At 64.0% G+C, this 24,610-nt stretch carries 23 protein-coding genes; 20 read left to right on the top strand and 3 right to left on the bottom strand.

Annotated features, from left to right (window positions below; all coding sequences use genetic code 11):
• Window positions 1-37 precede the first annotated feature (37 nt).
• Both M3A49_RS07425 and M3A49_RS07420 read left to right on the top strand, forming a co-directional pair.
• Window positions 38-1,462 carry an APC family permease gene (locus M3A49_RS07425; RefSeq protein WP_266228117.1) on the top strand — a complete coding sequence of 475 codons (1,425 nt, stop codon included), beginning with the start codon at window positions 38-40 and terminating at the stop codon, window positions 1,460-1,462.
• Window positions 1,463-3,280 carry a bifunctional protein-serine/threonine kinase/phosphatase gene (locus tag M3A49_RS07420; protein ID WP_254354346.1) on the top strand — a complete coding sequence of 606 codons (1,818 nt, stop codon included), beginning with the start codon at window positions 1,463-1,465 and terminating at the stop codon, window positions 3,278-3,280.
• On the opposite strand, the gene M3A49_RS07415 is transcribed toward M3A49_RS07420, so the two are convergent.
• Window positions 3,239-4,153 carry a hypothetical protein gene (locus M3A49_RS07415; protein ID WP_266228116.1) on the bottom strand — a complete coding sequence of 305 codons (915 nt, stop codon included), beginning with the start codon at window positions 4,151-4,153 and terminating at the stop codon, window positions 3,239-3,241. The genes M3A49_RS07420 and M3A49_RS07415 overlap by 42 nt on opposite strands.
• Before the next feature lie 269 nt (window positions 4,154-4,422).
• Between M3A49_RS07415 and M3A49_RS07410 the strand changes: the two genes are divergently transcribed.
• Both M3A49_RS07410 and M3A49_RS42500 read left to right on the top strand, forming a co-directional pair.
• Window positions 4,423-4,740: a hypothetical protein gene (locus tag M3A49_RS07410; protein ID WP_266228115.1), complete on the top strand. Its 318-nt coding sequence runs from the start codon at window positions 4,423-4,425 to the stop codon at window positions 4,738-4,740.
• Window positions 4,741-5,370: 630 nt separating this feature from the next.
• Complete coding sequence (locus M3A49_RS42500) at window positions 5,371-5,754, top strand: BON domain-containing protein (RefSeq protein WP_323183115.1); 384 nt, start codon at window positions 5,371-5,373, stop codon at window positions 5,752-5,754.
• Window positions 5,755-5,892: 138 nt separating this feature from the next.
• On the opposite strand, the gene M3A49_RS07400 is transcribed toward M3A49_RS42500, so the two are convergent.
• Window positions 5,893-6,804, bottom strand: a complete 912-nt coding sequence (locus M3A49_RS07400) for a LysR family transcriptional regulator (protein ID WP_254354343.1) — start codon at window positions 6,802-6,804, stop codon at window positions 5,893-5,895.
• Window positions 6,805-6,902: 98 nt separating this feature from the next.
• Here M3A49_RS07400 and M3A49_RS07395 point away from each other — a divergent pair, with 98 nt between their 5' ends.
• The 13 genes from M3A49_RS07395 to denD all read left to right on the top strand — a co-directional run bounded on the left by M3A49_RS07395 (window position 6,903) and on the right by denD (window position 19,939).
• Complete coding sequence (locus M3A49_RS07395) at window positions 6,903-8,207, top strand: CitMHS family transporter (RefSeq protein ID WP_254354342.1); 1,305 nt, start codon at window positions 6,903-6,905, stop codon at window positions 8,205-8,207.
• Between the two features lie 18 nt (window positions 8,208-8,225).
• Window positions 8,226-9,599 carry an acyclic terpene utilization AtuA family protein gene (locus M3A49_RS07390; RefSeq protein ID WP_266228113.1) on the top strand — a complete coding sequence of 458 codons (1,374 nt, stop codon included), beginning with the start codon at window positions 8,226-8,228 and terminating at the stop codon, window positions 9,597-9,599.
• The gene (locus M3A49_RS07385) at window positions 9,586-9,900 is read left to right on the top strand and encodes a hypothetical protein (protein WP_254354340.1); all 315 of its coding nucleotides are present in this window, start codon (window positions 9,586-9,588) and stop codon (window positions 9,898-9,900) included. Before M3A49_RS07390 ends, M3A49_RS07385 begins: the two co-directional genes overlap by 14 nt.
• 297 nt (window positions 9,901-10,197) lie before the next feature.
• Complete coding sequence (locus tag M3A49_RS07380; RefSeq protein ID WP_266228112.1) at window positions 10,198-11,628, top strand: cytochrome ubiquinol oxidase subunit I; 1,431 nt, start codon at window positions 10,198-10,200, stop codon at window positions 11,626-11,628.
• A gap of 28 nt (window positions 11,629-11,656) precedes the next feature.
• Window positions 11,657-12,664, top strand: a complete 1,008-nt coding sequence (cydB, locus tag M3A49_RS07375; RefSeq protein ID WP_266228111.1) for a cytochrome d ubiquinol oxidase subunit II — start codon at window positions 11,657-11,659, stop codon at window positions 12,662-12,664.
• An 8-nt stretch (window positions 12,665-12,672) separates the two neighbouring features.
• Window positions 12,673-12,837, top strand: coding sequence for a DUF2474 family protein (locus M3A49_RS07370; RefSeq protein ID WP_254354337.1), 165 nt, complete (start codon window positions 12,673-12,675; stop codon window positions 12,835-12,837).
• Between the two features lie 97 nt (window positions 12,838-12,934).
• A complete protein-coding gene (locus M3A49_RS07365; protein ID WP_254354336.1) occupies window positions 12,935-13,639 on the top strand; it encodes a FadR/GntR family transcriptional regulator in 705 nt (234 codons plus the stop codon).
• 82 nt (window positions 13,640-13,721) lie between these two features.
• On the top strand, window positions 13,722-14,612 hold the full coding sequence (ltnD, locus tag M3A49_RS07360; RefSeq protein ID WP_266228110.1) for an L-threonate dehydrogenase: 891 nt from the start codon (window positions 13,722-13,724) through the stop codon (window positions 14,610-14,612).
• 19 nt (window positions 14,613-14,631) lie between these two features.
• Entirely contained in the window at window positions 14,632-15,963 is a 1,332-nt protein-coding gene (gene otnK, locus M3A49_RS07355; protein WP_266228109.1) for a 3-oxo-tetronate kinase, read from the top strand.
• The gene (locus M3A49_RS07350; protein WP_266228108.1) at window positions 15,960-16,616 is read left to right on the top strand and encodes an aldolase; all 657 of its coding nucleotides are present in this window, start codon (window positions 15,960-15,962) and stop codon (window positions 16,614-16,616) included. The genes otnK and M3A49_RS07350 overlap by 4 nt, the downstream gene beginning before the upstream one ends.
• 134 nt (window positions 16,617-16,750) lie before the next feature.
• A complete protein-coding gene (locus M3A49_RS07345; protein ID WP_266228107.1) occupies window positions 16,751-18,088 on the top strand; it encodes an MFS transporter in 1,338 nt (445 codons plus the stop codon).
• Between the two features lie 22 nt (window positions 18,089-18,110).
• Window positions 18,111-18,899 carry a 2-oxo-tetronate isomerase gene (otnI, locus tag M3A49_RS07340; RefSeq protein WP_266228106.1) on the top strand — a complete coding sequence of 263 codons (789 nt, stop codon included), beginning with the start codon at window positions 18,111-18,113 and terminating at the stop codon, window positions 18,897-18,899.
• Between the two features lie 50 nt (window positions 18,900-18,949).
• Window positions 18,950-19,939 carry a D-erythronate dehydrogenase gene (gene denD / locus M3A49_RS07335; protein ID WP_266228105.1) on the top strand — a complete coding sequence of 330 codons (990 nt, stop codon included), beginning with the start codon at window positions 18,950-18,952 and terminating at the stop codon, window positions 19,937-19,939.
• Between the two features lie 101 nt (window positions 19,940-20,040).
• On the opposite strand, the gene M3A49_RS07330 is transcribed toward denD, so the two are convergent.
• Window positions 20,041-21,774, bottom strand: coding sequence for an alpha-keto acid decarboxylase family protein (locus M3A49_RS07330; protein WP_266228104.1), 1,734 nt, complete (start codon window positions 21,772-21,774; stop codon window positions 20,041-20,043).
• A gap of 320 nt (window positions 21,775-22,094) precedes the next feature.
• On the opposite strand from M3A49_RS07330, the gene M3A49_RS07325 reads away from it, so the two are divergent.
• From M3A49_RS07325 to M3A49_RS07315, 3 genes are all read left to right on the top strand, one after another.
• On the top strand, window positions 22,095-22,772 hold the full coding sequence (locus tag M3A49_RS07325; protein WP_028207305.1) for a heavy metal response regulator transcription factor: 678 nt from the start codon (window positions 22,095-22,097) through the stop codon (window positions 22,770-22,772).
• Window positions 22,769-24,175, top strand: coding sequence for a heavy metal sensor histidine kinase (locus M3A49_RS07320; RefSeq protein ID WP_266228103.1), 1,407 nt, complete (start codon window positions 22,769-22,771; stop codon window positions 24,173-24,175). Before M3A49_RS07325 ends, M3A49_RS07320 begins: the two co-directional genes overlap by 4 nt.
• Before the next feature lie 147 nt (window positions 24,176-24,322).
• Entirely contained in the window at window positions 24,323-24,610 is a 288-nt protein-coding gene (locus M3A49_RS07315) for a hypothetical protein (RefSeq protein ID WP_028207303.1), read from the top strand.

Raw genomic sequence — 24,610 nt, 5'->3', positions numbered from 1 at the left:
AAAGTCCGTTAAATCACCAATCTTTCAGGAGCCCTACATGAGTACGCAAAGCACCGCGCCAGCATCGTCAACCGGCCTGCGTGCCGGTACTTTAGGTTTTGCCGAGGTGATTGGCCAATCTATCGCAAACGTTTCGCCAACCTTTACGCCTTCGATCAATGTGACCGCGATCGCGGCGCTGGCGGGCGCGGGGACCTGGCTGATTTATGGACTTTCGACGCTCGGGCTGCTGCTGGTCAGCATGAGCATCATCGCGCTCTCGAGCCGGATTGCCACCGCTGGGTCATTCTTCATCTATATTTCGCGCGCGCTCGGGCCGATGGCAGGGGGCATGGCCGGCTGGGGGTTGATCGCGGCGTATGTGGGCACCGCGATGGGGGTGGGTGCCGCAGGTGTGGTGTTCGTGCAGAATGCCTTCTCTTCCTGGGGCATCAATATCCCGTCGTGGGCGGTCTACACCGTTTTCATTGCTCTCGCCTGGTTCTTCTCCGCACGCGACGTGAAGCTTTCCTCGCGCCTCTCACTGGCAATCGAGGCAGCTTCGGTGCTGATCGTGGGCGGCGTGCTGATCTACGTGCTCGCCCTGCATCCCGACCATATCGTCGACCACACGCAGTTGAGCCTGCAGGGCGTGAGCGGGAAGGGCATGGCGCAGGGCATGGTGCTGGGCATTTTCTCGTTCGTGGGCTTCGAAAGCGCTGCCTCGCTTGGCCAGGAGACCCGCGACCCGCTGCGCATCATCCCGCGCGCCGTGGTCTGGAGCTTGATCCTGTCGGGTGTCTTCTTCATGTTCGTCGCGTATTCGATGACGATCGCCTACCACGACGATGCAGCCAAGCTCGGCGCCGATTCGGCCGTGCTTACCACGTTGCTGACGAGCGTCGGCGCCTCGCCGCTCGGCCCGGTGTTTTATCTGATCGCCTCGGTCAGCGCGTTCTCGTGTGTGCTCGCGTGCATCAACTCGTCGAGCCGCCTGCTGTATTCCATGGGACGCTACCAGTTCGTGCATCGCTCGATGGGGATGGTTCACCGCACGCACCAGACACCGTATCTCGCCGTGGCGTTTTCCTCGATCGTGACGCTCGTTGTGTGCATTGCGATGCTTGGCACCGGTCCGCTCAATACCTTCGGTTACACGAGTACGTTCGCCACCTTTGGCTTTCTGGTGACCTATTTTCTCGTCGCGGTTTCCGCGCCTATCTATCTGAAGAAGCTGGGCGTGCTCAAGCCGGTCAACGTGCTGTGGAGCGTGCTTGGCGCGCTGGCGATGGTCGGCGCAGTGATCGGCAGCGTCTATCCGGTGCCGGACTATCCGTATAACATACTGCCGTATCTGTTCGTAGCGTACATGCTGGTCGGCACGGTCTGGTTGCTCATGCTGAAGAAGCGTTCGCCTCAGGTGCTCGAGAAGATCGAACACGATCTGGAAACCAGCGACGTGATGACTCACGGCAAAAAGTAAATGACTGAACCGCGCTCCCTGGACCACCTTTACGCACCGGCTGCGGACTGGAGGTCGGTCCATGCAGCCGGGACGGCCATTGCTCCTCGCGAAACGGATCCTCAGGAAGTCGACTTGCAGTTGCAGCCCGAGCGCGGCGAATGCGCCGCGCTCGAGATCGGCTGCGTCTCCCGCCCGGCGCGTCTGCGTGGGCAAAATCGCGTCAACGAAGACTATTTCGGCGTGATGCTCGGCGACCTTGCTGCGCGCGCCGCGCGTGGCAGTGTGATCGCGCTGGCAGACGGTGTGAGCGGAAGTCAGGGTGGCCGGGTCGCGGCCGAGCTTTCGGTGCGTACCTTCATCGATGCGTATTACGGGCTACCCGAAACGCTCCAGCCCAGCGTGGCCGCTGCGCGTTCGCTACAGGCGGTGCACGGCTGGCTGCACCACATGGGCCGCGTCGATCCAAAGCTTAAACAGATGGCCGCGTCATTTGCAGCGCTGGTCATACGGCGCGCCACAGCGTATCTGGTAGCGGCCGGAGATGTGCGGCTCTATTTGCTGCGCGACGGGCAACTGGCACAAATCGGCGAAGACGACATTGTGCCGGTTGCTTTTGGTTCGTACGTGGCGCACGCCGTTGGCATGAACCCGGCGCTCGTGACCCGCTTCGAAACGTTCGAACTGCGCGAGGATGATCGCCTGCTATTGTGCTCAGACGGTCTTTATCGTCATGTGCCAGTGCGGGAACTGCAGACGGTGCTCGCGACGCGCAATGGCGCGCTCGAAACTGCGCGCCGACTCGACGCGCTGGCACTGACGCGCGGCTCCCAGGACGACGTCACGAGCGCGGTGATTGACGTCGGCAGCGTGCCTTTGCTCGACGTCGGCTACCTGGAGCGAGTGGTCGGCATGCTGCCGATTCTCGCCGTGCCCGACGCCGGCGACGTGATCGATGGATATCTGCTCAAGAGCGTGCTCAGCGATGGCTTCTATTCGCGGATCTTCGCCGGCTACGATCTGGCCGATCCGGACACGCCACTGGCGCTCAAGTTTCCCAAACCGCGCGTCGAGCAAGACGAGAACATACGCCAGTCGACCGTGCGGGAGCGCTGGCTCGCAGGCAAGGTCGGCGACGTCGGCGTGCTCGCGCCGCTGCCTGTTGACGCCAATCGGCAAACCCGGCTTTATGTGGTGATGCCGCTCGGCGCGGGAGTCACGCTCGAAAAGCTGCTTTCGGCGCCCGAGCCCATAGGGCTGCCGCGCGCGATCGGAATAGCACGGCAATTGGGCCGCTCGATCGACGCGCTGAATCGGCGCAATGTCTTCCATCGCGATATCAAGCCCGAGAACGTGCTGGTGATGCAGGACGACAGGACGTGCCTGCTCGACCTGGGCTTTGGTTATATGCCCGGTATGGAGCTACCGGGCCCAGCCTCCGCGCCTGGCTCACCCGCGTACATGGCGCCTGAGTTGATGAGGGGTGCGCAAGGCGATGCGCGCTCCGAGGTATTTGCGTATGGCGTGACGCTTTACCGGCTGTTCAGTGGCGGCAAACTGCCGTACGGCTTCAATGGTCGCGTGCCGCTCTACGAGTACCGGCTCGACGCGCCGCATTGGCTTGACCTCGTGCTGGAGAAAGCGCTGCAGTCCGATCCCGCACGCAGGTATCAGGACGTACTCGCAGTCTGCGCCGATCTCGAGCGCCTTTCGAGCGGCCAGGGTGCGATGGCTCCGGTTCGACGCAAGCCCTTGCTCGAGAGCGAACCAGTGCTGTTCTGGCAGGGGATCTCGGTTCTATTGCTGGCGCTGCTGTTGTGGTCGTTGATACGGCGATGAGCTTTCGCGTTTACATGCGGACAGATTGACCCGCGAAACCGGCTCGCGGTGATGAGTTAAGCAATTGACGTGACCGGAAAGGGTGTCGAAGGCATCCGGCCAGCGCTCCCATGGCTTGCCAAGCTGTTGCTCGAGGGCACGGATCTTCTCCGCGACAGGCAGTTGCCGATAAGCTGCATCGGCCGCGAGCCCGCCGGCTTTCACCCATGGCGCGACGGCTACAGGTACCGACAGCTTCGTCGCAGGCTTTTCGGCCTCGGCGAAGAGCAGCGCCACTTCGGCCGACTGTCGCTCCGGCTGCGCATGACGTTCGCGGTCGCCGATCGCAGGGTGCCACAGCCAGACCTTGTTCGTGAGTCCATGCAGTGCGACTTCCCGGAGATCGCCGAGGCCCAGGACTTCGCCCGGGTTCGGGATCGAGATTTCAAGCGCAGCATAGCCAAGGGCCCGGATGGTCGATTGCGTCGATACGGTGGACAACGACTTGATGGCGATCTGGATGATAAGTGGCGGCCCAGCCAGCGTCTCTGCAAAGAAATCTACCGGGATTCCATCCACTGTGGTGCAGACCGACGCCTGGCCCCACACTTCAATCATGTGGCGATTGCCATGTCCATTACCGTTCTGTGTTGGCGCAGGAGCGTAGACGAACCGGCTCTCAGCAAGCAGTTGTAACGCCGCCGCGTGCAGCGCTCGCAGCGCACCAAGCTCGCAGGCAGCAGGACGCACGTGCCGGAAGCAGGCCTGAGAAGCGCTTTGACGACACAGGGTGACCTCGCCACCGCAGCCGGCGCAATGGAAAATCGCCGGTCCAACGGACGGCAGGTCGCTCGCCGCGACCATCTGACCCGCGCGGTTTCTGGCGAAAGCCATGTGAGAACTTAAAACCATTGGAGGTCCTGCGCGAACCACAAGGCGGAGACTCGCCGCCACTCCGATCGTGCCTCATTGCTACCTCATCGAATGGAATCAGATACGACGATGCGACACGGTCACGCATATTCACCGGAAGTTGCCGCAGAGGGTTTGTCTCCGTTCGCACTTCATCCTTGTCGCGCTGCTGGGTGCGTTCGCTCAGGGAGCGGGGCCGTGACACCGGGGTTACACTACTAGACAGCAGGCCTTAGCAACAGGAGGACGCCATGATTGACCTCGGCCCGGAAAGCACGTTTCGGGGATTGCCTCTGACTGCTGAGCAGGATGCGGAAGTGAGGCACTACATCAAGTTGCAAATGCAGCGTCACCTTCCATGGGATACGCCCGAGCTGGACGCGATGCTCAAGGAGATGATCCGGCCCCCCGAGGTCACCGACGGGGGACCTGAAGTCGAGGCAGACGAAGCGAGGGCGGCCGCCGAGCGCGCGAGCGCGTCCATCGACGACGCGCTGGAACCCGATGAGGCGAGCGAGGAATGGCATGCGGCCATCGAATCGGAAAACATGAAGCACCCCAGGGAATGAACCGGCGGCAGCCATGCTGCCAGATTCCCAGGTTCCCGCGAGGGCAGCCACGCCGCGGCGCCCGCGAAGATGACCTTGAGCGCATCGTGGAGGTCGAGCGCGACGGGTCCCGCCGCAGGCCCCTGGGCAGCCCGTCGGGCGGGCGTGGGGCCCAGGCCGGGAGCGACGCGGTCGCGCCGCCGCGCCTGTAACAGATCACCGGATATCGGCGCGGTGCGCCTTCTTGCGCCGTCCAGGGTGTCGAGCCCCCGCCAGTCCTCGTGACCGGCGCCCACCCACCGGAAGGAAGTCCCCATGCGGCCACCGGCGACTTCCGGGATGCGCAGCCCCTGCCGGTAGACCATTCGTGTGTCTGGACAACCCCAGATGTATCGGCTCGGACTGTTTGGACACGCGTTTGCAGCTCGGGGTATTCGTACCTTTCCGAAGGGCCTTCAAATACCGGGGTCAAAGCCTGTGACATCTGCACTGGCGATCGGTCTCTCGTGTGCGCGACGAGAAGCTATATTGAGCAGTGACGATATCCACGCATGAGCACGTCGGGTGTCCGTCTTACCGTTGCGCGCGCTGTTGGGCTCACGCGAGAACGTACGTCGCGAGGTGCCGTTCGGAAGCCGACCCGGAGGGAGCATGGGAAGTCGCCTTGGAGGACAAGTCGTCGGTGCCGCGCTGGCAATTGCCATCGCAGGCGGCGCGCCCTGTGCCGACGCACAAACAACGGTAAGTCCACCTGTCGACAGCTCCGCGCAAACGGCGGCGGTTGCAACGGCCGCGCCGCGACGGAGGTCCGATACCATGCTAGCTGGCGACGTCCGTCGAGCTCTCGTGCGCAATCCCGGGCTGAACTCCATGAATATTCACGTACAGGTGCGCGGCGGCATCGCTACGCTGACTGGGTGGGTACCACAGCGTTCACAGATCGAGCGGGCCAGTAGCGCGGCAAGGTCAGTTCGCGGCGTCAGAGCGGTTTCGAATCGTTTAACGGTACGAACGAGTCACGGCGGCGGTCGTTGAGCCGCGCCGATCGAAATGCGACAAGCGCGAAGGCGGACGCTTGCGGCTAAACAATTGTGCCGGGTCGCGCCCCGGGGAGCCTGCTGATCGACTCGCCGGGCCCGATGCAGGGGCCGCCTTCTCCGCCGTAGTGGACCGCTACGTCCAGGCCGCGTCACCCCCCACCTTGCCCCCAAGATCGACCGTATCGACAAAATCCTCAGTCACACGAGGCAGCGTCCGACCGCGCTTCTTGACAAGCGCAATCGGCCGCACGAACGCCGGATCGTCGATCGGCCGCATAACGAGACCACGCTCGGCATGCACTTCGCGCGCGGATTCCGGAAGCACGGAGATCCCGAGGCCGCCGCGCACCATCGCAACCGCAGTCATCATGTACATCGGCTCACACGCGATATCGGGCGTGCAACGCGAGTTCGACAGCGCGGCGTCCACCACCGCGCGCACACTGGTTCCCGGCGCGGTCAGCACCAGCGGCAGCGAAGCGAAGTCGTCGACCGTCACCGTGCGCTTACGCGCAAGCGGGTGGGTCTTCGGACACACGATCACGAGGCGGTCCTCGCCCGTCTGCAGGATATCGAGTGTCGCATCGACGCTATGGCCGCCGGTCAGGCCGATATCGACCTCTTCATTGCGCACGAGTGCGTTGACGGCGCTCGCGACGACATCGCGAACCTGAAACCGCGCCTGTGGCACGCGCTGGCGAAACGCCTGGATCAGCTCGGGCAGCGCGCTGGCGGCGAAGGTCGGCAGGCACGCGAGTCGCACCGTGCCGCTCGACCCGTCGCCGAGCGCGCGCGCATCTCTAAGAGCCTGCTCCATATCGCTTAGCGATCGCGTCAGGATAGGCAGCAATTCGCGGCCCGTTTGGGTCAGCGCCACGCTGCGGCTGTTGCGGTCAAACAAACGCGCGCCCACCGTTTCCTCGAGGCGTCGAATCTGCACGGTTAGCGCGGGCTGCGACAAATGCAGCCGGGCCGCCGCGCGCGTGAAGTTGCCCGCGTGCGCCACGGTCACGAAAGCACGAATGTCACGGAGATTGAGATCCATAATGAACTGTGATAGCTGCGATCAATTCATTTCAATTGTGTTATTGCAGCGCCGAACTTACGCTGGTCCGCACTAAAAGACAAGACTGGAGACACAACATGCTGCCGTTGCTGGGGCTCGTGACGATCGTGGTGTTGCTGGCCGCGATTCTTTCAAAACGCATGTCGCCGCTCGTCGCGCTCATCATCGTGCCGCTCGTCGCGTCGCTGATCGGCGGATTCGGCTTTCAGACGAGCAAGTTCGTCATCGACGGATTGAAAGGCCTCGCGCCCGTCGTCGGCATGTTCGTGTTCGCGATTCTCTATTTCGGCACGATCACGGACGCGGGCACGCTCGATCCGATCATCGACCGCATCCTGCGCACGGTCGGCACCAAACCGACGCGTATCGTGGTGGGCACGACGCTGCTCGCGCTGCTCATTCACCTCGACGGCTCCGGCGCCGTGTGCTTTCTCGTCACCATCCCCGCCATGCTGCCGCTGTACGAGCGCCTGAACATGGACAAGCGCGTGCTGGCGGCGGCCGTTTCGATGGCGGCGGGCATCAACTTCCTGCCGTGGACGGGGCCGATGATCCGCGCATCGGCGTCGCTGCATCTGCCGATATCCGCGCTTTTCAATCCGCTGATTCCGGTCCAGGCGATCGGCCTCGTGTTCGTGTTCAGCATGGCCTGGTGGCTCGGCAGGCGCGAGGAAAAGCGCCTCGGCTATTCCTCCGCCAGCGGCACGATTGCGCTGCCCAAACGCGAACTCACAGCCGAGGAGCAGGCGCTGCGCCGCCCGAAGAACTTCTGGTTCAACATCGTGCTGACGATCGTCGTGCTCGGCACGATGGTCGTGATGGGCGAGAAGATTCCGCCCGCGATCATGTTCATGGTGGGTTTGTGCATCGCGCTGATGGTGAACTACCCGAACGTCGACATGCAGCGCAAGCGCATCGACGCCCACGCGCGCGCCGCGCTGATGATGGCGGGCATTCTGCTCGCAGCGGGCGTGTTCACCGGCATCATGCAGGGCAGCGGCATGCTCAAGGCGATGGCGCAGGCGGCGGTCGGTTTCGTGCCGCCTGCGTTTGCCGGGCACATTCCGGTCGTGCTCGGTGTGCTGTCCATGCCGCTCTCGATGCTCTTCGACCCCGATTCGTTTTATTTCGGCGTGCTGCCTGTGATCGCCGAAGTGGCGTCGCAGCTCGGTGTGCCGGCGGTGCACATTGGCCAGGCCGCGCTGCTCGGCCAGATGACCACCGGCTTTCCCGTGAGCCCGCTCACGCCGGCGACATTTCTCGTCGTCGGCCTGTGTGGAATCGATCTGGCCGATCATCAGAAGTTCACGTTTCCGCTGCTGTTCGGCGCGTCGATCGTCATGACGATCGCGTGCGTCGTGCTGGGCGTGTTTCCGCTGTAAACAGGAGTGGTAGCAGTCATGAACCGGACCGAATCACCAAGGCGCATACGGATAGGCGCGGGCGCAGGCTACTCGGGCGACCGCATCGAACCCGCTGCCGAACTCGCGGAGCACGGCGCGCTGGACTACCTCGTATTCGAATGCCTCGCGGAACGCACGGTCGCGATCGCCCAACAGACGCGCCGTCACGATCCCGCACTCGGCTACGATCCACTGCTCGAAGCGCGCATGCGCGCCGTCCTGCCGGTCGCCATGCGCAACGGCGTGCGGATCATTTCGAACATGGGCGCGGCGAATCCGCGTGCAGCGGCGATCAGGACCGCCCAGATCGCGCAGGCGCTTGGACTCGGTGGACTGAAGATTGCCGCCGTCACTGGCGACGATGTGCTCGATGTCGTCCTGCGCTCCCAACTGCGCTTCGAAGAGTCCGGCGACGATGTCAGCCACTACACGGACCGCATCGTTTCGGCGAATGCGTATCTCGGCGCGGCGCCTATTGTCGAGGCGCTCGCGGCGGGCGCGGATATCGTGCTGACTGGGCGCGTCGCGGACCCGTCGTTGTTTACGGCACCCCTCATTCACGAGTTCGGCTGGCGCACGGACGACTGGAACACGCTCGGACAGGCGACCGTCGTCGGGCATTTGCTCGAATGCGCGGGGCAGGTCACAGGCGGCTACTTCGCCGATCCCGGTTTCAAGGACGTACCCGATCTCGCGCGGCTAGGTTTTCCGATCGGCGAAGTGAGCGCCGATGGCAGCGTCGTCGTGACGAAGGTGCCGCATGCGGGCGGCCGCGTGACCGCGGCGACATGCAAGGAGCAGTTGCTCTACGAGATTCACGATCCGCAACGCTACCTTCAACCCGATGTCGTCGCTGATTTCAGCGGAGTGCGTGTCGTGGAAGAGGCGCAAGACCGCGTGCGTGTGACGGGCGGACGCGGCAGCACACGCACCGGAACGCTGAAGGTGTCGGTTGCGTATGTCGACGGCTACATCGGCGAGGGGCAGATTTCCTATGGCGGCCCGGGCGCGGTCGAGCGTGCGCGACTCGCGCTCGACATCGTGCGGGAGCGACTTGGGATCACGGGCATCGACACGACCGAATTGCGCTTCGACGTGATCGGCATGAATGCCCTCTATGGGGATGCACTCGTGGCGAATCACGACGAGCCATACGAAGTGCGTATTCGCGTGGCGGGGCGCACGGCGAACGCGAAGGAAGCGGCGCGCATCGGCAACGAGGTCGAAACGCTCTACACCAACGGGCCTGCGGGCGGCGGGGGCGTAACGAAGACGACTCGCGAGGTGCTCGCCGTGCAGTCTGTGTTGCTGCCGCGCGAACAGGTGAATCCGGCTTTCCAGGTTGTCGAGGCAAGCGATGAAACTGCGTGAACTGGCCCATGGCCGCACCGGCGACAAAGGCAATACGCTGAATATTTCCGTGATCTGCTATGACGCAAAGCACTACGCCCATCTGCGCAACGTCTTGACGCCGGAGCGCGTCAAGGCGCATCTCGCCGACGTGGTCAAAGGTGAGGTCGTGCGCTACGAACTGCCGCTGCTGGGCGCGTTCAATTTCGTGCTCGGTAACGCGCTGGGGGGAGGCGTCACGCGTTCGCTGGCGCTGGACGCGCACGGCAAGTCGATGAGCATGGCGCTGCTCGATATCGAAGTGGGTGACTTTACCGAATGAACGGCGGGTTAAGGCTGCCGGGTCGGCAGGCAGACCACCCCGCGCGACAGGCTTGACGCCGGCGCGCAACCCCACGCGCGCTTGCCCACTTTATCGCCGGTTCATCGGAAGCCGCGTATGCTGTGATGACCGGCGCGGCCCACGTCGCCGACGACTTTGTCGTACTTTTTGCTGCCCACTCTCGTCGCAGGTGTGGGTGTCCTCAACGAATCAGTGAACACTAGCTGTGCGCACCGGCCATGCGGCGGGAACGCAGGATGCATGCCAGGGCGCATACGTTGGCATTGGGCACCTGGCATGGATACTTCGAACACGACGGCCTTCATTCTCGCGCGCATCCAGTTCGGCTTCACGATCGGCTTTCACATCATCTTTCCGGCCATTACGATCGGGCTCGCGAGTTTCCTGGCCGTGCTCGAGGCGCTCTGGCTCAAGACCGGGCGCGAGGCTTACCGCGATCTTTACTACCACTGGTCGAAGATCTTTGCCGTGAACTTCGGCATGGGCGTCGTTTCGGGCGTCGTGATGGCGTGGCAGTTCGGCACGAACTGGAGCCGCTTTGCGTACTTTGCGGGGGGCATCACCGGGCCGCTGCTGACTTACGAAGTGCTCACGGCCTTTTTTCTGGAAGCCGGCTTTCTCGGGGTGATGTTGTTCGGCTGGAACCGCGTGGGGCGGGGCCTGCATTTTCTTGCCACGTCGATGGTTGCGCTCGGCACGCTCGTTTCCATGTTCTGGATACTCTCGTCCAATAGCTGGATGCAGACGCCGCAGGGTTACCGGATCATCGATGGCCGCGCGGTGCCCGTCGACTGGCTCGCCGTCGTCTTCAATCCCTCGTTCCCGTTCCGTCTCGCGCATATGGCCATTGCCGCGTTTCTCGCCACCGCGTGTTTCGTGGGCGCGAGTTCGGCATGGCATCTGCGTCGCCGCAACGACAACACGCCGATCCGCACCGCGCTTTCGATGGCCATGTGGATGGCGGTGATCGTCGCGCCGATCCAGGCCGTGGTGGGCGACGCGCACGGCCTCAATACGCTCGAGCATCAGCCCGCGAAGATCGCGGCCATCGAAGGTCACTGGGAGAACATTCCGGGCCAGCCTTCGCCGCTCATCCTCTTCGGCTGGCCCGACATGAAGGCCGAGCAAACACGCTTTGCCGTGGAGGTTCCCGTGCTCGGCAGCATCATCCTCACGCATAGCCTGACGCGGCAAATTCCGGCGCTGAAATCGTTCCCGCCCGAAGACCGCCCCGATTCGACGATCGTCTTCTGGAGCTTTCGCGCGATGGTGGGCATGGGCCTCCTGATGATCGCGATGGGCCTGTGGGCGCTCCTGCTGCGGCTGCGCGGCAAGCTGTATTCGTCGCGTCCGTTCCTGGCATTCGCGCAATGGATGGGCGCCGCAGGCCTCATCGCGCTGCTTGCGGGCTGGGTCACGACCGAAGTGGGGCGCCAGCCGTGGGTCATCTACGGCGTGATGCGGACCGTGGACGCCACCTCGCCGACGCCTCCCGCACAGGTTGGCCTGAGCCTCGCGCTTTTCGTCGTCGTTTATTTCGCGCTGTTCGGCACGGGCATCCTTTATATCCTCCGGCTCGTGCGCAAGGGGCCAGAGCCGCACGAGGGCGAGCGCGTGACGGAAGGCGGCGCGGGACGCTCGCGCACGCCGGCGCGGCCGCTGTCGGCGGCGCCCGAGCGCGTCGAGCGGGCACCGACCCAGGAGTGACCCGAAGAACGGAAATGGAGGCGATTCAATGGGCGTCGATATCACCTTGATCTGGGCCGCGATCATCGCATTCGGCATCATGATGTATGTCGTGATGGACGGCTTCGACCTCGGCATCGGGTTGCTGTTCTTCACCGTGCGCGACAAGGAAGAGCGCGACGTGATGATGAATACGGTGGCGCCCGTGTGGGACGGCAACGAGACCTGGCTCGTGCTGGGCGGCGCGGGGCTTTATGGCGCGTTTCCGCTTGCGTATTCCGTCGTGCTGAGCGCGTTGTATCTGCCGCTCATCATCATGCTCATTGGGCTGATCTTTCGCGGCGTGGCCTTCGAATTTCGCTTCAAGGCCCACGAGCACCGGCGGCATTTGTGGGATCTCGCATTCATCGGCGGTTCGCTCGTCGCGACATTCGCGCAGGGCGTGGTGTTGGGTGCATTCATCGACGGTTTTCCGGTGCGCAACAACGAGTGGGTAGGCGGCTCGCTCGACTGGTTGCGACCGTTCCCGCTTTTTTGCGGCGTCGCGCTGCTTGCGGCCTACGCGCAATTGGGCTGCACGTGGCTCATCATGAAGACCGAAGGGCCGTTGCAGACGCACATGTACCAGCTTTCGTACACGCTTGCGTGGGCGTTGCTGATCGCGATAGGTCTCGTGAGCCTCTGGACGCCGCTTGCGCACCCGGCCATCGCGCACCGCTGGTTCACGATGCCGAACCTGCTGTTCTTTCTTCCTGTACCGGTGCTTCTCATCCTCGGTTTCCTCGCGAAGCTGCGCTCGCTCGCGCGCCGGGCAACGGTCATGCCATTCATCATTACGCTGATGGTCATTTTCCTCGGCTATAGCGGCCTCGCCATCAGCCTTTGGCCGCATATCGTGCCGCCCTCCATTACGCTCTGGGACGCGGCTTCGCCGCCGCAAAGCCAGTTGTTCTCGCTCGTGGGCGCGCTTTTCATTCTGCCGTTCATTCTCATGTACACAGCGTGGAGCTATTACGTGTTTCGCGGCAAGGTTCGGCCGGGCGAAGGGTATCACTGAGCGCCGCCATGACGACGACGCAATCGGAGAAGGCGAGAGGCAAGGGCGTGCGGGTGTGGCGTTCGCGCGTGCTGTGGCTCTTGGCGATCTGGACCGCCAGCGTGTGCGTGACGATGGGTGCCGTGGAGATTCTGCGCCTCGCGATGAAGGCCGCGGGTCTCGTGACGCATTAATGTTTCGATCCCGCGTGCAGTCTTCAGGGTTCACCCTGGTGCCTTCCTACGTGTCAAAATTTGTATGATGACCCGATGACATGGCAAATCTGCTGATATGTTCGAGAAAATTCCCAACCGGGCGCTGAGCGACACCGTGGCGCAACAACTGCTCGCGCAGATCGACAAGGGCACGTTCGCACGCGGCGGCAAGCTGCCGACGGAAGCCGTGCTCGCTCAGGAGTTCGGCGTCAGCCGCACGGTGATCCGCGAGGCCATTTCGCGTTTGAAGAACGAAGGCGTGGTCGAACCGCGCCAGGGCAGCGGCGTGTACGTAGCCGCGCATGGCGCGATCCGGCCGCTGCGCATCGACTACGCGGAAGCGATGGAAGGCGGCTCGGTGCTGCAGATTCTCGCGGTGCGCCGCGCGATCGAAGCCGAAGTCGCGGCGGAAGCCGCCATGCGCCGCACCGACGCCGACATGATGGCGATCGACGCCGCGCTCAGAAAGATCGATGAAGCCGTCGCCGAAGGCCGCGACGGCGTTGCCGAAGACGTCGCGTTTCACCGCGCGATTGCCACCGTGACGGGCAATCCGTACTTTCTGAAGACGCTGACGTTTCTCAATCAATACCTCGAAGCGGGCACGGTCGTCACGCGCCGCAACGAGGCGCTGCGCGAGGACTTCTCGCGTCAGGTGCGCGACGAGCACGCAGCGATCGCCGCGGCGATCCGCGCAGGCGACCCGATGGCCGCGCGTAATGCCGCGCAAACGCACATGTACAACGCGGCGCGCCGTTTGGCCGAAGCCGGGATCTGCTGAGTTTGCAGTCGCATTTCTCAAACGCATGCGCTCGCGCGATGCGCGGCGCGCGGTCTGCAGCACTGTTCGTAAAGGAAAGGGTATGTCGAGAAATGTCGGAGTGATCGGTCTGGGCGCGATGGGCATGGGTGTCGCGCGTTCGCTGTTGCGCGGCGGTTTCAATGTCCATGCATGCGACGTGCGCCGCGAAGTGCTCGACCCGTTCGTCGCCGCAGGCGGCACGGCCTGCGCGAGTCCCGCCGAGCTTGGCGCGCAGTGCGCTGTGGTCGTCACGCTCGTCGTTAATGCGGCGCAAACGGAAACGGTGCTGTTCGGCGAGCAGGGCGCAGTCAAGTCGATGAAGCCGGGCGGCGTCGTGATTGCGTGCGCGACGGTTGCGCCCGAGTTCGCGATCGACCTCGGCCGCCGCGTGGAAGCGGCCGGCCTGCAACTGCTCGATGCGCCCGTATCGGGCGGCGCGGCGCGCGCCGCATCGGGCGAAATGACGATGATGACGTCCGGGCCCGCTGCCGCGTACGCCACGTGCGAGGACGTGCTCGCCGCGATGGCGGGCAAGGTGTACCGGCTGGGCGAGCAGCATGGCGCGGGCTCGAAGGTGAAGATCATCAACCAGTTGCTCGCGGGCGTGCACATCGCCGCCGCCGCCGAGGCGATGGCGCTCGGTCTTCGCGAAGGCGTCGATCCCGACGCGCTCTACGACGTGATAACGCACAGCGCCGGTAACTCGTGGATGTTCGAAAACCGCGTGCCGCACATTCTCAACGGCGACTACACGCCGCTGTCGGCCGTCGACATCTTCGTCAAGGATCTCGGCCTCGTGCTCGATACCGCGCGACGCTCGAAGTTTCCCCTGCCGTTGTCGGCGGCTGCGCATCAGATGTTCATGATGGCGTCGACGGCGGGGCACGGCGGCGAAGACGATTCGGCCGTCATCAAGATTTTCCCGGGCATCGATGTGCCCGCGAAGCGCTAAGCGAGAAGGGCGCAACGATATGACGAACACGAACGCCTCTGCAAGCAAGCCGCTGCTCGGCTGTATCGCCGACGATTTCACGGGCGCGACCGACCTCGCAAACATGCTGGTGCGCGGCGGCATGCGCACCGTTCAGACGATCGGCGTGCCCGGCGCCGACACGCGCATCGAAGCCGACGCGCTCGTGGTCGCGCTGAAGTCGCGGACGATCGACGCCTCCGACGCCGTGGCGCAATCGCTTGCCGCACTCGAATGGCTGCGCGCGCAAGGCTGCCGCCAGTTTTTCTTCAAGTACTGCTCGACCTTCGATTCGACCGATCAAGGCAACATCGGGCCGGTGGCCGACGCGCTGCTCGACGCGCTGTCACCCAACGGAGGCGGCGGGCCGTTCACCATCGCCTGTCCCGCGTTTCCGGAGAACGGCCGCACGATTTATCGCGGGCACCTGTTCGTCGGCGACGTGCTGCTGAACGAGTCGGGCATGGAGCATCATCCGCTGACGCCGATGACGGACGCGAACCTCGTGCGCGTGCTGCAGCGGCAGACGCGCTCGAAAGTCGGCCTTGTGCGCTACGACGCCGTGGCGCGAGGCGTGCAAGCCGTGCGCGCTTCGATCGACGCGTTGCGTGCCGACGGCGTGCGCATGGCAATCGCCGATGCCGTCTCGGATGCCGATCTCTACACGCTTGGCGAAGCGTGCGCGGACCTGCCGCTGATCACGGGCGGCTCGGGTGTCGCGCTCGGATTGCCCGCGAATTTCCGCCGCGCCGGTCTGCTTGCCGATTCCGCCGATGCAGGCGAACTGCCGCGTATCGACGGGGCGTCGGCGGTGCTGGCGGGCAGTGCGTCGAAGGCGACAAATGCCCAGGTTGCCGCATGGCGCGAAACGCGTCCCGCGTTCCGCGTCGATCCGCTTGCGGCGGCGCGCGGCGAGCCCGTCGCCGAACACGCGTTGGCCTTCGCGCGCGAACACATGCACGCAGCGCAGCCGCAGCCGCAGCCCGTGCTGATCTACGCGACGGCATCGCCCGACGAGGTGAAGGCGACGCAGCGCGAACTCGGCGTGGCGCAAGCGGGTGAGCTGGTCGAACGCACGCTCGCGTCGATCGCGCGCGGTCTGCGCGATCTCGGCGTGCGCAAGTTCGTTGTCGCGGGCGGCGAGACCTCGGGCGCGGTGGTGCAGGCGCTTGGCGTCGACATGTTGCGCATCGGCAAGCAGATCGATCCGGGGGTGCCCGCCACCGCCACGATCGGCGCCGAGCCGCTTGCGCTCGCGCTCAAGTCGGGCAACTTCGGCGCGGTCGACTTCTTCGCGAAGGCGCTGCGTATGCTCGACGGAGGCGCGCAATGACGGCGGCCATTCACGCGAGCGGCGAGGCGAAAGTCCGCGAAGAAATCTGCGTGACGGGCGCCAGCCTTTACGAGCGCGGTTACACCGTCGGCAGCGCGGGCAATATCAGCGCGCGACTCGACGACGGCTGGCTGATCACGCCGACGGATGCCTGCCTCGGTCGCCTCGATCCCGCGGAGATCGCGAAGGTCGATCTCGACGGTAACGCGGTATCGGGCGGCAAGCCGTCGAAAACGCTGGCGCTGCATCGCGGCGTCTACGAGCGCAACCGCGAAGCGCGCGGCATCGTGCACACGCATTCGACGCACCTCGTCGCGCTGACGCTCGCAGGCGTCTGGAGCGACGCCGACGTGCTGCCACCCATCACGCCGTACTACGTGATGAAGGTCGGGCACATTCCGCTGATCCGCTACCGGCGTCCCGGCGATCCGCAAGTCGCGCAACAGATCGCCTCGCTCGCCGACAGCGTGCGCGGCGTGCTGCTCGAACGGCTCGGGCCCGTCGTATGGGAGCGTTCCGTTTCGCAGGCTTCGTACGTGATCGAAGAACTGGAAGAGACGGCGCGCTTGTGGCTGATGACGAACCCGCGTCCCGCGCCGCTCGATGACACCGCGCTCGAGGAGTTGCGCACGGTGTTCGGCGCGCGCTGGTAGCCCGTTCGAGCCCATCGAGCTTTCCGCGCGCCCACGTGGACCCTCCGTATCACCCACCTCAAGCAAAAAGCCGGAGGGCCGTCCGACATGAAGCGGACGGCCCGCAACCAGCGCCAACCCGAAGGAGACAACGCATGACAAACTATCAGGCGGCATCGGTTCGCCCTGCATCCACCGCCGACGCTGCCGGGCAACCCGGCGCTGCCGAAATCGAACGCACCTACGGCAAGGTGTTCTGGCGCATCGTGCCGTTTCTGATGCTGTGCTACGTGGTCGCGTATCTGGACCGCGTCAATGTGGGCTTTGCGAAGCTGCAAATGTCGCAGGATCTCGCGTTCAGCGAGACCGTATTCGGTCTCGGCGCGGGCGTGTTCTTCGTCGGCTACTTTCTCTTCGAACTGCCCAGCAACATCCTGATGCATCGGCTTGGCGCGCGTATCTGGATTGCGCGGATCATGATAACGTGGGGCTTGCTCTCCGCTTTGTTCGTTTTCGTACGGACTCCGATGCAGTTCTATGCACTTCGCTTCCTGCTCGGTCTCGCCGAGGCGGGTTTCTATCCGGGCGTCATTCTGTATCTGACGTACTGGTTCCCGTCGCATCGTCGCGCAAAGATCATTGCCGTGTTCATGTCGGCGATTCCGGTTTCGGGTATTTTCGGCAATCCGTTGTCGGGCTGGATCATGCAGACTTTCGATTCCCATCACGGCTTCGCAGGCTGGCAATGGATGTTCGTGATCGAAGCGGTGCCTGCCATCGCCATCGGCATCGCGACGATCCTGTATCTCGACAACGGGATCGCCAGCGCGAAATGGCTGACGCCGCGCGAAAAGAAGCTGCTCGCCGACGAGATCGCCGCGCAGCCGCAGGAAGCAGCGAAGTCGCATTCGCTGGGCGCGGTGTTCCGCGATCCGCGCACGTGGTGGATGTCGCTGATCTATTTCGCGTTCGTCACCGGCCAATACGGACTCACGTTCTGGATGCCGACGCTCGTGAAGTCGACGGGTGTGACTGGGGCATTCGAAATCGGTCTTCTGAGCGCGATCCCGTTTCTCGTTGCAATCGTCGTGATGAACGTGATGGGCCACAGCGCGGACAAGCGTCGCGAGCGCCGCTGGCATCTGATCGGGCCGGCGCTCGCGGGCGCGGTCGGCTTCACGGTCGCGGCTTCGTTCGCGAACAACACGGCCGTGTCGATTGCGTTCCTGTCGATCGCCGCTGCGGGCGTGCTGACCTGCGCGCCGCTCTTCTGGTCGCTGCCCACGGCGTTCATGTCCGGCGCGACGGCGGCTGCGGGCATCGCGATCATCAATTCGGTCGGCAATCTGGCGGGCTTCGCAAGCCCGTACATGATCGGCTATCTTAAGGATCTCACGCACAGCACGCAGTCCGGCATGTACGTGCTTGCCGCGATGCTCGTGATCGGCGCGCTCGCCGTCTGGCTGACTCCCGCGCGGCTCGTGAACCGCTAAACGTATTCAAGGAGTCGCTTCGATGCCACGCTTCGCCGCCAATCTGACGATGATGTACAACGAACACGCGTTTCTCGACCGTTTCGCCGCCGCCGCGCGCGACGGTTTCGAGGCCGTGGAGTTTCTGTTCCCCTATGAGTTTCCGGCCGTCGATATCAAGCGGCGTCTCGACGAAAACGGCCTCATTCAGGCGCTGTTCAACGCGCCGCCGGGCGACTGGGCGGCGGGCGAACGCGGCATCGCGTCGTTGCCGGGCCGCGAGGACGAGTTTCGCCGCAGCATCGAGACCGCACTCGACTACGCGCGTGTACTCGGCAACGACAAGCTGCACGTGATGGCCGGATTGATCACGCCGGAGCAATCGCGCGCCGCGCATCGCGAGGTATATCTGAAGAACCTCGCCTATGCCGCGCAGGCGGCCCAGGCGCACGGCATTACCGTCGTCATCGAGCCGATCAACACGCGCGATATTCCCGGCTTCTTCCTGAACCGGCAAGACGACGCGCAGGCCATCTGCGCGGAAGTCGGCGCGCCGAACCTGAAAGTCCAGTTCGATCTCTACCACTGCCAGATTGTCGAAGGCGATCTCGCCGTCAAGCTCAAGCGTGACATGAAGGGCATCGGGCATATCCAGATTGCGGGCGTCCCCGAGCGGCACGAGCCGGATAGTGGCGAAGTGAACTACCCGTATCTGTTCTCGCTAATCGACTCACTCGGCTACGACGGCTGGATCGGTTGCGAATACCGGCCGCGCGCAGGCACATCGGAAGGGCTTGGATGGATCCGGCCGTACGTGAAGGCGCGTATCTGAGCGTACGAAACTGCGCGCATTCGACAGACACACTGAGGAACAACAGCAACATGAAAGTACTGATCACGGGCGGTGCGGGATTTCTGGGCCAGCGTCTCGCGCGCGAACTGCTCGCACGCGGCGAACTGAAGGGCGCGGACGGGCAGCGCGAGCCGATCACCGAACTGGTGTTGCTCGACGTCGTCGCGGCGCCGGGGCCGGCTGACGAACGCGTGCATGTCGAAGTCGGCGACATTGCCGAGCGCAGCGTGCTTGAACGTCTGATCGACGACAGGACCGCGGCGATTTTCCATCTCGCGGCGATCGTCAGCGGCCAGGCGGAAGCGAACTTCGATCTCGGTATGCGGATCAATCTCGACGCGTCGCGGCTGCTGCTCGACGTGTGCCGCGAGCGCGGGCATCGGCCGCGCGTCGTGTTCACAAGTTCGGTCGCCGTCTATGGCGGCGATCTGCCCGAGCTCGTCCTCGATGACACCGCATTGAATCCGCAGTCGTCGTATGGCGCGCAAAAGGCCGTCGCCGAGTTGCTGCTCAACGATTTCTCGCGACGCGGTTTCGTCGATGGCCGCGTGCTGCGTCTGCCGACCATCAGCGTGCGCCCAGGCAAGCCGAATGCGGCGGCGTCCTCGTTTGCCAGCGGCATCATTCGCGAGCCGCTGAACGGCGAGACGGCGGTGTGCCCGGTGAGCGGTTCGACGCGCCTGTGGCTGCTGTCGCCACGCAAGGCCATAGAATGCCTCGTTGCCGGATGCGAGATCGACGGCTCGGCGCTCGGCAACCGGCGCACGGTGAATCTGCCGGGCGTATCGGTGACAGTCGACGAGATGATCGCCGCGCTGCGCGACGTGGCGGGCGATGCCGTCGCGGCACGGATCGAATGGAAGGCGGATGAGCGTGTCGAGAAGATCGTCGGCAGCTGGCCCGCGCAGTGGGACATGGTGCGCGCGACCCAGCTGGGCCTGCAAGGCGACGCGTCGTTCAGGGATATCGTGCGCGCGTTCGTCGACGATGAACTCGGCGGGAAGATTCCGCAGCATTGATTGCCTGCACTCGAACCGGTTCGCCCACGCCGGCTTGATGCGCAAGAAATAACACACGCCGCCATCGCAGACGCGAGTCTTTGCGAGGCGGCGTTCTTGTTCTAGATCTGTGCTGCGTCGGTCCGGAGCTGGAGACCCTCGCGGTGCTGCGGGCCGCGCGGACCGTAGTCGAGTTCGGCGCCCAGATTGCTGCTTCGCGTGATTGCCGCGGGCGCATCGCAGGGGTCCATGATCGATTCGACAAAAATCATCCGGTCGTTCGGCGCGGCGAGGGCGTTTTGCAGATCCCCGCAGGTCCTGGCTACGCACGACTGCACGGCGGCGCCGGGATGGAGCACCTTCGGCAGGTCAGCGTAGGCCCAGTTCGCAATGTCGTTGTAGGGCTCGGTCTTGCCGAGGTAGCCGCGTTCGATGGTGTAGCCGCCATTGTTGATCAGCAGGATCGCCGGCTTGTGATCGTGATGCAGGATGGTCGACAACTCCTGCGCCGTGACCTGGAACGAACCATCGCCGATGAGCAACACGTGGCGCCGCTCGGGCGCCGCAGTCAGCGCGCCGAGCAGGGCGCCGACCGAATAGCCAATCGACCCCCAGTTGATCGATCCGATGAAGGTGCAGCCCGGCGGCAGTTTCAGGCCGAGCAGGGAAAATGACGTGCCGTTGTCGACATACAGGACGTCTCCGGGCCGCAGATAATCCTGGACAGCCTGCCAGTAGGCGGCTTGCGCCAGCTTCGCCGCAGCCTCGACGTGCGGGCGGGCGGCTGGCGCGTCAACCGGGCGTTGCACGCGCGTCGCAACCTGCGGGATTGTGTCGATTACGCCCCGTAGCACTTCCTTGAGCGTCACCGCCTGATAGTTGTCTTCGCCGACGTCCACGGCGTGCGCGCGCGCGTGGATCGTGCGGGCGGGAAGCGTTGCCGAGAAATCGCCCGTGGTCACCTCGATCGGCCGGTAGCCCACGGCGAGCAGGCAGTCGCTGCGCTCGATCGTCTCCTGCACCCCCGGCTCGCTGCCCTTGCCGGCGTAGATGCCAGCGTACTGCGGGTGCGACTCGTCGATCACGCCCTTGGCCGCGTTGATCACCGCCACAGGAGCCTGCAGCTTTTCCGCCAGCGCCACGAGTTCGGGGACGACGCCGAAGCGGTCGGCGTCCGTATCCACGAGGATCGCCGGTGCGGTTGCAGCGGACAACTGTTGCGCGAGCGCGGCGATGCACGATTGCAGCCGTTCCGGATCGCCGGGAACGTGGGCAAGAAGGAGCGGAGCAGCCGGCACCTCGATTTCCAGATAGGCGATGTCCGACGGCAGCTCCATATATACCGGGAGCTTTTCCCGCCAGGCGGTGAGGATCAGCCGGTCGATCTCGACGACGGCGTTGCGCGGCGTGATCCTCGCCTGAGCCACCGTCACCGGCGCATAGGCGCGCAGAAAGTGATCGAAGTTGCCGTCGGCCATCGTGTGGTGCATGCCCAGGCCGCGATCGATGGAGCGCAGCGGGATCGAACCGCTGATGCAGATGACGGGGACGTGCTCGGCATAGGCGCCGGCCACGCCGTTCAGTGCGCTCAAGGCGCCGACCCCGTTTGTGACGAGCAGCGCGCCCAGGCCATTGAGCCGCGCATAACCGTCAGCCGCATAGGATGAGGTCAACTCGCCCGTGGTGCCAATCCATTCCAGCGCACCGCGATCGTGGAGTTGCTGCAGCAGCGTGAGGTTGTAGTCACCCGGGACGCCAAACAAATGACGAATACCGGCTTCCTCTAGTCGGCGCAGCAGGAAGTCGCCAATCGTCATGCGTTGGGTGAGTTTGGCCGTGTCTTGCGTGGTTTCCATGGCGGATTCCTAAGCTGGGTCATTGGAGGAATGTGCGGTACCGGTGATCAATCGCACTCCGCGGAAATGGCGCTGCGCAAGTCGGTCTGCGGTACAACGGATTCGCAGTCTAGGCGCCCGGCAAAAACAGGAGCGTGACTGAGTCATTACAAAAAAATATCAGGGAGGAAACACGCTGCGCTTCGTCATTTCTCTGTAATGATTGAGTAACGGCCCTGTTGGAACGCACTGCCTAGACTGCTATCACGCCCGGCTGGTATAGGGGCGCAAACGAGCACAGAATCAGTGAAACGCACATGAGAGTGCAGGGACCGGACGCCATGAAAATCCTCGTCATCGAAGACGAAGCCAAGACCAGCGAGTACATCCAGAACGGCTTGACGGAAGCCGGCTACGTAGTGGACGTGGCCACGAACGGCATCGACGGGCTGCACCTCGCGCAGGAGATGGGTTACGACCTGATCCTGCTCGACGTGATGATGCCGGAGATGGATGGCTGGACCGTCATGAAGAAGCTCGGTGCCCGCACCAAAACTCCGGTGTTATTTCTGAGCGCGCGCGGCACCGTCGAAGACCGGCTGAAGGGCCTCGATCTCGGCGCCGACGATTATCTCGTCAAGCCTTTCTCGTTTGCCGAGTTGCTGGCGCGTATCCGCATCATACTGCGGCGCGGCCAGCCTCAAAAGCAGGAGGAGCAGGTCTTCGAAGTCGGGGATCTGCGTGTCGATGTGCCGAAGCGGCGAGTCGACCGGGGCGGCGTGCGCCTGACGCTCACCAACAAGGAATTCAACCTGCTGGCGTTCTTTCTGGAGCATCAAGCTCAGGTGCTGTCGCGCGCCCTGATCGCTTCGCGCGTCTGGGACATGAACTTCGACAGCGATAGCAACGTTGTCGATGTTGCGGTGCGCCGGCTGCGGCAGAAGATCGACGACCCGTTCCCGGTTCGTCTGATTCATACGATTCACGGCGTGGGATATCGTTTCGAGTACGAAGCATGAAGCGGCTTTCCCTCACCACGCGTCTTGCGTTGTTATACGCACTCATCGTATTTACCGCGATGGCGTTGCTCGGCACGTTGCTGTATCGCGGCCTGGAGCGGCAACTGATGGTGCGCGACGATGCGGCGCTGGTGACGCGGGTGGACCAGCTTCGAACGCTGATGAACGATGTCGACGTGCGCGAGCTGATACGCGACAAGCCCCATCTGTTCGCGAACATGCTCGGCAATACGGAATCGTTGCTGATCGTGGGCTTTCCCGGTGAAGCGCCGCTCGTTACGGTGAATCCCGGCCACAGGGCGGTGCCGGACATGAAGCCTGTGCCGGTGGACGCGCCGCTCATGCTCGGCGCCGTCCAGCATACGGTTGCGGCCGATGGGACGCCGTTCATCTACGTCGCTGCTGCGGCGCACGACGTAGCCGGGAAACAGGACCTGCAGATCATCTCCGGCCGCTTGCTGACTGAGCGCACGCAATTGCTGCGGGCATACCGCAACCAGATACTGCTATTCGCCTCCGCTGGCGCGACCATCGTTGCCTTGCTCGCTTTCGTCCTCGCGCGCCGCAACATGCAGCCGTTGCGCGTTCTCGCGGCGCAAACCGGGGCGATCGGCATCAGCACGCTTTCGACGCGCATCGAGCAACGCGCCGCGCCGCCCGAGCTGGACGCACTGATCGCGGCATTCAACGGCATGCTCGATCGGCTCGAACGCGGCTTCACGCAGCTGAAACAGGTGTCGGCGGACATGGCGCATGACCTGCGCACGCCCATCGGCAATCTGCTCGGGCAGACCGAAGTCGGCTTGAGCCAGACGCGCGACACCGCGTACTACCAGCGGCTTCTCGGCTCGAATTACGAGGAGCTGCAACGCCTGTCGAAGATGATCGACAACATGCTATTTCTCGCGCGTACCGAGCAGGCCGATAACGCCATCGAGCGCAAGGACTTGCCGCTTGCCGTGGAGTTCGGGCGCATGCAGGAGTACTTCGAAGGTCTCGCGGAGGACCGCAACGTGAGCCTCGAATGGCACGGAGAAGGCCACGTGTGCGCGGATCCGGATCTACTGCGCCGTGCGCTGGGCAATCTGCTTGCGAATGCCTTGCGGTATGCGGAGCCGGGTACGGCTATCTCGACCCTGGCGCAGCAAGGACCGGAGGCGACGACACTCCATGTCGAAAATCGCGGACCGACGATCGAACCGCATCATCTCGAGCGGATCTTCGACCGCTTCTATCGGGCCGATCCGTCACGGCACCGCTCGTCGGAGTCGAGCGGGCTCGGGCTTTCGATCGTGCGCAGCATCATGTTGCTGCACGGAGGAACGTGGCACGCGTCCAGCAGCAACGGGGTGACGCGCTTTACGCTCGTGTTCCCGCGGCAGCGCGAGCACCGGAGCCAGTAGGCGCCCCAGGGGCGGTGGTGCGACAAACCGCGCTATGATGGGCTGCCTTGAATCGGGAATGCGGGACGCAACCCATCGGTGCGCGCATGGGTTGTTCGTACAAGTGGAATTCAGCGTTGATTCCAGTCACGAAGCCTTGAAGATGCGATGAAACAACGTACATGGCCCAGACTCGCTGTCGTTTGTTCATTCCTGGCTTTCATGCCGCTTGCGGGTTGCGTGGCCCGCGGCGCGCCGTCCTGGTCGCTCTTCGGTGCGTACTTTCCGTACTGGCTCGTGAGCGCCATGATCGGCATCGTGGGCGCGCTCGTCGCGCATCGCGTATTCATCTCGACCGGCTGGATTCGCCTGGTGCCGTACCAGCTTTCCGTCTGCACCGCGATCGGCATCGTCGCCGGGGTGCTCGTCTGGCTGTGGGGAACGGGGCAGCTCTGA

The sequence above is a fragment of the Paraburkholderia sp. CNPSo 3076 genome, assembly GCF_026343935.1.
Classification (GTDB): domain Bacteria; phylum Pseudomonadota; class Gammaproteobacteria; order Burkholderiales; family Burkholderiaceae; genus Paraburkholderia; species Paraburkholderia nodosa.
This window is presented reverse-complemented; position numbering and strand designations above follow the sequence as displayed.

Coding starts and splice junctions, on each gene's coding strand:
- M3A49_RS07320 (WP_266228103.1), top strand. CDS start 22,769: ATGAAGCGGCTTTCCCTCACCACGCGTCTTGCGTTGTTATACGCACTC.
- M3A49_RS07380 (WP_266228112.1), top strand. CDS start 10,198: ATGGATACTTCGAACACGACGGCCTTCATTCTCGCGCGCATCCAGTTC.
- cydB (WP_266228111.1), top strand. CDS start 11,657: ATGGGCGTCGATATCACCTTGATCTGGGCCGCGATCATCGCATTCGGC.
- M3A49_RS07315 (WP_028207303.1), top strand. CDS start 24,323: ATGAAACAACGTACATGGCCCAGACTCGCTGTCGTTTGTTCATTCCTG.
- ltnD (WP_266228110.1), top strand. CDS start 13,722: ATGTCGAGAAATGTCGGAGTGATCGGTCTGGGCGCGATGGGCATGGGT.
- M3A49_RS07400 (WP_254354343.1), bottom strand. CDS start 6,804: ATGGATCTCAATCTCCGTGACATTCGTGCTTTCGTGACCGTGGCGCAC.
- M3A49_RS07415 (WP_266228116.1), bottom strand. CDS start 4,153: ATGGCTTTCGCCAGAAACCGCGCGGGTCAGATGGTCGCGGCGAGCGAC.
- M3A49_RS07330 (WP_266228104.1), bottom strand. CDS start 21,774: ATGGAAACCACGCAAGACACGGCCAAACTCACCCAACGCATGACGATT.
- M3A49_RS07350 (WP_266228108.1), top strand. CDS start 15,960: ATGACGGCGGCCATTCACGCGAGCGGCGAGGCGAAAGTCCGCGAAGAA.
- M3A49_RS07365 (WP_254354336.1), top strand. CDS start 12,935: ATGTTCGAGAAAATTCCCAACCGGGCGCTGAGCGACACCGTGGCGCAA.
- M3A49_RS07410 (WP_266228115.1), top strand. CDS start 4,423: ATGATTGACCTCGGCCCGGAAAGCACGTTTCGGGGATTGCCTCTGACT.
- M3A49_RS07345 (WP_266228107.1), top strand. CDS start 16,751: ATGACAAACTATCAGGCGGCATCGGTTCGCCCTGCATCCACCGCCGAC.
- M3A49_RS07370 (WP_254354337.1), top strand. CDS start 12,673: ATGACGACGACGCAATCGGAGAAGGCGAGAGGCAAGGGCGTGCGGGTG.
- M3A49_RS42500 (WP_323183115.1), top strand. CDS start 5,371: ATGGGAAGTCGCCTTGGAGGACAAGTCGTCGGTGCCGCGCTGGCAATT.
- otnI (WP_266228106.1), top strand. CDS start 18,111: ATGCCACGCTTCGCCGCCAATCTGACGATGATGTACAACGAACACGCG.
- M3A49_RS07390 (WP_266228113.1), top strand. CDS start 8,226: ATGAACCGGACCGAATCACCAAGGCGCATACGGATAGGCGCGGGCGCA.
- M3A49_RS07325 (WP_028207305.1), top strand. CDS start 22,095: ATGAAAATCCTCGTCATCGAAGACGAAGCCAAGACCAGCGAGTACATC.
- denD (WP_266228105.1), top strand. CDS start 18,950: ATGAAAGTACTGATCACGGGCGGTGCGGGATTTCTGGGCCAGCGTCTC.
- M3A49_RS07385 (WP_254354340.1), top strand. CDS start 9,586: ATGAAACTGCGTGAACTGGCCCATGGCCGCACCGGCGACAAAGGCAAT.
- M3A49_RS07420 (WP_254354346.1), top strand. CDS start 1,463: ATGACTGAACCGCGCTCCCTGGACCACCTTTACGCACCGGCTGCGGAC.
- otnK (WP_266228109.1), top strand. CDS start 14,632: ATGACGAACACGAACGCCTCTGCAAGCAAGCCGCTGCTCGGCTGTATC.
- M3A49_RS07395 (WP_254354342.1), top strand. CDS start 6,903: ATGCTGCCGTTGCTGGGGCTCGTGACGATCGTGGTGTTGCTGGCCGCG.
- M3A49_RS07425 (WP_266228117.1), top strand. CDS start 38: ATGAGTACGCAAAGCACCGCGCCAGCATCGTCAACCGGCCTGCGTGCC.